Here is a 6362-nt window from a genome sequence, read left to right on the forward strand (position 1 = left end):
TATTATTATAGTTTTTTTTTTTTTTTGCGAAATAGAAAATAACCTATCTAAGTGATAGGTTATTTATCCTCTCTTTGGCTGGTAAATAAATCAAAATCATTTGCCTCATTTTCAACACCATCAACATAATTGAAATCATCTAGTTTTGGTAAATCACGTAAAGTAGAAATTTTAAAGTGATCATAGAATTTATTTGTTATCCCATATAATATTGGTCTACCAGGAGTAGGTGAAATACCAACCTCTTCAATCACACCTTTAACTAATAAAGTATTAATTACCTGATCAGAACCGGTTCCTCGCACTTTGTTAATTTGACTGCGGGTTATTGGTTGTTTATAAGCTACAATTCCTGCTACTTCAATAGCAGCATTTGATAAACGATGTGGACGCACAACTGATACCATCTTAGTTATATATTCTTTAACACTTTCACGGGTAGCTAATTTATATATTTCATTGAATACTACAACTTTTAAACCACGATCTTCAGAGTTGAAATCCTTATGAAAATCTGCCATTACTTTTTTTGCTTCGTGTAAGGTATTTAAGTTAAATATTTCTTTAACTTGTTCTAAAGTAAGTCCATCATCACCTTGAATATATAAAAGTGCCTCTAATATTTTATTCTTCATTGAATTTTTCTCCTCTGGTTATTGAAATTGCATCAAATTGATTATCTTGTTTGATTAGTAAATACTGTTGTCTTGCTAAATCTAAAACTGCAATTAAGGTAATAACAAAGTGATTCAAGGATGGTTGATTAAATACCATTTCAAAAGTTAAGGTTTGGTGTTGTCTTAATAAATTCTTAATAAACGGAAATTGATCGGATGGTGTTAAATTAAACTTTTCAAGTTTGGTTTGTCTCAAATGCTGTGCATAAACTCTTTCAAACATCTTACGCAGAACATTAATTAATTTTATCGGATTTGAATGTCCATCAAGTTTTGCTGAATCACTGTCTTGAATGTATTCATCAATATTACTTGCTTTTTTAATATAAATATCAGCGCGCTGACTTTGAAATGTTTTTAAAGCTTCACGAACCTGACGAAACTGCTCATATTCAACTAAATCTTGAATAAACAATTTCTTTTCTTGTTCTATTTCTTCATCCACTTCATCAGGACCTTGTAGGATCATCTTTGCTTTTAGGTTGATTAAGGTTGTAGCCATTACTAAATAATCGCCAGCAATATCAATTTCTGCTTCTTTTAAATGATTAATGATTTGAATATATTGAGTTGCTAATTCGATTAAATTAACTTCCATGATGCTTATTTTCTTCGCTTTAATTAACTCTAACAACAAATCAAGTGGTCCATCAAAATCAGCTAATTTGAAATTATGCTCATAAGAATAGTTAAGATTTTTATTTTTTAATTTCATCAGTATATCCTAACTTTGCAGCAATCATATCTTTTGCTTTAGTTGCAATTATTGCTGGTTCCTTAGTAATATTAGTTTTAGCTTTTAAAGTAGTTAAAAATGAAACTGTAACTTTGATTCTGCCATGACGTTTGAGACTAAAAGCATCTAATGTATTTGAGATAGCAACAGGAATCACATCCATATATGTATTATTAGCCATTTTATAGATACCTGATTTAAAATCACCTAATTTCTCTTCTTTAATGCGGGTTCCTTCCGGAAAGACAATTCCAAAAGTTTTTTGATTTTTGACAAAATCAGTAAATTCATCTAATGTACGAAGACTATCGCGGATATTTTTGTTATCTATAAAAAATGAATCAAGTAGTTGCATTGATTTATAAATAGTTTTACTTTTTTTCAATCCTTCTTTACCAATAAATGTAGGGACACGAGGCTTATCAATAAATTCTTGATTTGTTTGTTCTAATGCAGCAATCAAAACTAAGGCATCAATATATGATTTATGGTTAGGGGTTAAAATAATTCCACCATTATTTGGAATATTTTCAATGCCTTCAATAGCCAAATCAATATTATAAATTTTAATTAATTTCTTAGCAATTTTTAGAATAAACTTATAGCGTTGTTCACGAGAAACTAATTCAGGTGTTTTTTTATACTTACGCAGCATTGAACCAAGTTTCAATCAACGACGCAATCATGCTAAACATGTAGCAAGAAACTTAATTCTAGTATCTATTGTAAATTTCATTTATTCCCCCATATTAATTACAAAAGCAACCAATATATCTTTTTCATGCGAAATTGTAATAATAAAATCTTTAAAGATTCATCTATTGTTTATTTTTTTTATATCAATTTCTTTAAATTTATAATATTGATTATCTGCTTTAAAAATAGCTTCCTTTATTGCTCAACTTCGTGCTAAAAATAATTGCTTTTGTTTTTGTTTAAGTTTATCAAATTTAACTAATTCATCTGCAGAAAGCAACCTATCAATAAAAGAATTACTTTTGTTTACAAACCTGGAAATATGTGTTATATCAACACCTATTTTCAATTTATTCATATCTTAAATTATATTATAAAATTAGGTTTTTTAGTGTATAAAAATAAGCTAATTTTAATATTTTTTGCTTTTAAATTTATGTGTTTTGTTATTAAAACACAACAATATTAATATTGTTGTGTATATTTTATACTCGATCACCATATTTTGTTAAAAGTGTTTTGTAAATATTTTTAGTTTGAGTTTTTGTTAAATTTTCATCTATAAAAATCTTTTTTCCTTTATTAAAAGTAATTACAGTTAATTTTACATCTTTGTATAAAAAGTCTTTTTCATATTGTGGTGAACTTTGATATAACCAAAAATCTTCCACATAATATAAGTCATTTGGACTAACTACATCAAATATTAAATGAGTATCTGATTGGTGTGTAGGATCTGGTATAAGATATTTTTGATTGTATTTGTTTTTATCGTTTGGATCGAGTCAATATTGAGCTATAAGTAAATTATTTTCTTTAAAGAAAGTTTCAAGGTTTTGGTTATTTAAAAAAATATTAGAAAATTTTTGTAAATTAAGTTCAAGAATATCTTTTTCATCTAATTTTCGAATATCAAAATCTAAACTATATTTTTTACTATTATATAGTTCCACAAATAATTTACGATCAAATTTATTAAGTATTTTTTTCTTTAGGTCATCTAGTGTCTCAATAATAAGGTATGGCTGCTTAAATAAAGGTATCTTATCTTTGTTTCAAAGATAACTTCAATACTTACCAAAGCGGTCTTGGTTAGATACTATTTTATTTTGCTTTTGATATCACTCGAGTAAATTATTAAATTCATTTGTGGCATTAATCTCTGCTTTATTTTCCGTCGGTTTTTTTGTTTCAACATTTGAGCAAGCAATTAAAATAGGTGCAATCATTGATACAGAAACAAATAATATCAATCACTTATGATGCTTCATTTATTTTACCTCATATTTTTTTTCAAGAAATTCAAAGAGATCTATAACTTCTTGCTTAGTTAAGTGATCATTTACAATCGGATTAATTTTAATATTTTTATTTATTACAGCAGAATCCATAAATGATGCACCTCCACTTGCAGGTTGGTAATACCTCGCAGGTTGCAATTGTCCAGTATGTACTTTAATAAACGAGATTTCATCAGGATTACTTCTAGGATTATATATCAAGTAATCTATTTGGGAATAGTCAATACGATAGCGAGCATGTCAAGATGTAGAAAGAACCAAGTTTTTTGTCTTAAAAAATTCATCTATTTTTTGATTATATAAATATTGTTCTTCGAATTTTTGTTCATTATACTTATTTATTTGCTCTTGTGTCATATTATTAGGATTAATTTTTCAATAATTATTGATATTAAAATCCCTCTCTTTTTCATTTAACCTTAAAAACATATTGTATATTTTCTTATAAAAATCTAGTGAAAACCTACTTAAATAATCATTCCGAACTTGATTGGAACTTGTAAATATTGTGAAATTATTCTTTAATAAGGTTTCAACACCATACCCACCATTATTTTCACCAGATTCTCATTTTAACATAAAAAAATCATATGGATTTCTTTTTATATTAGTTTGGGTTTGGTAAAGATCAAGTAATTCAGCAAATCTTAAACGATAATCAATATTTTCATCGTCGTAATTTATAGAAACTTTGTTACTAGAGCATGACAAAGCTATTAAAGAAGTTGATAAAACAGAAGATGCTAATATAGTTTTAAATGTTCTTTTCATTTATCAAGATACCAAATATGTCATTGCAATATTATCATCAATAGAATTTTCAAATAATGAATCTTTATATTTTACTACCCTTGCTCGATATAAACCTGATATATTTGCATTATGGATTATAAGTTCATCTGTTGAATCTTCTGTAATTATTTTTTTAATTTGCTTTCAATTCCCATTTTTATCTTTATATTCTAAAATTAAATCATAATCAGAATATAATTTTTGTTCTTGTCTTTTTAGGGTTTCATGTAATTTAAGTTGGCTGTCGTTTTTATGTGTACCACTTCACACTAAATCTGCAATTCCTGTTCCGATTGCAAAAAATGGAATTAAATATAGATATCAACTAAAATTCGAACTTGGTTTATTTTCTTTATTTTTAAGCAATCCAGCATTGAATAATCACGAACTAGCTACTCTTATGTTTTGTCCTTTATAAGCATAAAATTCTTTTGTTGCTAACACAGTTCCGTTTGTTTTTTTATCAATATTAGCAATTGTTAGATTATCAAACGCTTTAAGCATCTTTTCAAAATTAGGAATACCAGCTCCATATTTTAGTGAGTACCCATTACTTTTATAAGCTATATCATTATTATTCGGAATTCAAGATGCCACAGCTAAAATTGCTTTAATTGCTTGAATTCTATAATTATCATTATTAATTAAACTTTTCTCTCTTAATAATGTAGATATCAACCCTGAAATAATTGGTGCTGCATAACTTGTACCAATTTTATTATATTGACTATCACCATAACCCAATATTTTTCTTTTATATAAATAACCTGGTGCAACAACATTAGGTTTTGCTAAGTTTTTATATTTATCAAATAATAGATAATTTGAATATCGGGCAATATTATCAGATGATATTCCACGATATGAATCATATTCTAATGCTCCGACTACAATATTGTTAATTGATAATGATTTTGAATTTATTCATTCATTTCCTTTGTCACGGTTATCATTATCATTCCCGGATGCAAATACATTTATAATTCCATATTTTCTTGAAATACTATCCAAAAGTAAGTTATTTTCATTATATTCGCTACCTAATAAATCATAAATCGATCCATAACTATGATTTATAACTTTTACACCATTTTTAACAAACCATTCAAGGGCGCCTTCTCATTCTTTATCAGTTTTAAAACTACTAAAATACATTTTAGCGTATCTGTCAAATCCCTGACTACCAGCTGCAATCAATGGAACCTCTTGAGAATGATGGTTTAATTCAAGATTTTTATTTGTTATTAGAACCTCATAACCTCTGTTTAAAAAGTCATTATCCATAGTTTCATCAAATTTTCCACCAACTTCTAAAATTCCAATTTTAGATGTGGGTATATAACTTCTATGATTTTCTCGCTCTTTTTGTTTAATAAAATCCATAAACAAATCATTATTATTATTTATTTTTCTATAAAGTTTATAATATGGATCATATTGATTACTATTGCTTAGTTGTACAACACTTTGATCAAAAAGAACAATTCCTAATATTGAATCAAGTTTTTGTATTTTTTCAACAAAATTTTTTCGTTGTTCTTCGTTTTCAAAATAAAATCAAACAAACGGTGCTAACGAAGAAGTTTTAACATCTTTAAAAATTAGATTTGATTTTTTGATTTTTTCAATGAAATCTTGGTTCTTGTTTTTTAACAAATCCTCCAAATCATTTTCGCTGTTTTTGTCAAATTCATGTTTTAAAATAATTTTCAACTCGAAATTTTTAAGTGAATTAATTATAGTCGGATCAGAAGAACTTGTCTTTATTCTAAAATTCCTCACTTGAAATTTATTATTATGATAATTTTCAAATCATTTAATATCAGATTTTCCTTTTTCTTTAACTGAAAAAATCACTGTAGATGCTAAAACTAATGCAGTCGTAGGTAAAGCTCATAATAACATCTTTAATTTACTAAATCTTTTCATTATCAATTCCTTTCAGTTTTTATTATTAAAACAATATACTTATAATGTTCTAAATATAATTTCTATCATTATTTTAACATAAAAGCATATTTTTGTAGAAATATTCGTAAATTGAATAAAAAAATGCCCCTTAGGCATAGTTCTTTGAAAACTGAATAGTAATTATAATTCATTAAAATGTCTTGAATACATTTACTTTTAAACCTATCAATTTATTAGTAATGGTCAGCT

At 26.3% G+C, this 6362-nt stretch carries 7 protein-coding genes; all 7 read right to left on the bottom strand.

The annotated features are described in order from the left end of the window. Positions 1 to 59 precede the first annotated feature (59 nt). Positions 60 to 635, bottom strand: a complete 576-nt coding sequence (gene scpB, locus ACXYRR_RS01820) for an SMC-Scp complex subunit ScpB (RefSeq protein ID WP_458597539.1) — start codon at positions 633 to 635, stop codon at positions 60 to 62. After that, entirely contained in the window at positions 625 to 1392 is a 768-nt protein-coding gene (locus tag ACXYRR_RS01825; protein WP_458597540.1) for a segregation/condensation protein A, read from the bottom strand. Before ACXYRR_RS01825 ends, scpB begins: the two co-directional genes overlap by 11 nt. Continuing rightward, positions 1376 to 2149 carry a lysophospholipid acyltransferase family protein gene (locus tag ACXYRR_RS01830; protein ID WP_435129286.1) on the bottom strand — a complete coding sequence of 258 codons (774 nt, stop codon included), beginning with the start codon at positions 2147 to 2149 and terminating at the stop codon, positions 1376 to 1378. Before ACXYRR_RS01830 ends, ACXYRR_RS01825 begins: the two co-directional genes overlap by 17 nt. Continuing rightward, positions 2150 to 2467, bottom strand: a complete 318-nt coding sequence (locus ACXYRR_RS01835) for a 4'-phosphopantetheinyl transferase superfamily protein (protein WP_458597541.1) — start codon at positions 2465 to 2467, stop codon at positions 2150 to 2152. Between the two features lie 127 nt (positions 2468 to 2594). Further along, a complete protein-coding gene (locus tag ACXYRR_RS01840) occupies positions 2595 to 3380 on the bottom strand; it encodes a hypothetical protein (RefSeq protein ID WP_458597542.1) in 786 nt (261 codons plus the stop codon). Continuing rightward, the gene (locus ACXYRR_RS01845; RefSeq protein ID WP_458597543.1) at positions 3381 to 4181 is read right to left on the bottom strand and encodes a hypothetical protein; all 801 of its coding nucleotides are present in this window, start codon (positions 4179 to 4181) and stop codon (positions 3381 to 3383) included. Next, entirely contained in the window at positions 4182 to 6131 is a 1950-nt protein-coding gene (locus tag ACXYRR_RS01850) for a S8 family serine peptidase (RefSeq protein ID WP_458597544.1), read from the bottom strand. Positions 6132 to 6362 lie beyond the last annotated feature (231 nt).

This window comes from Mycoplasma sp. 246B (assembly GCF_054353935.1).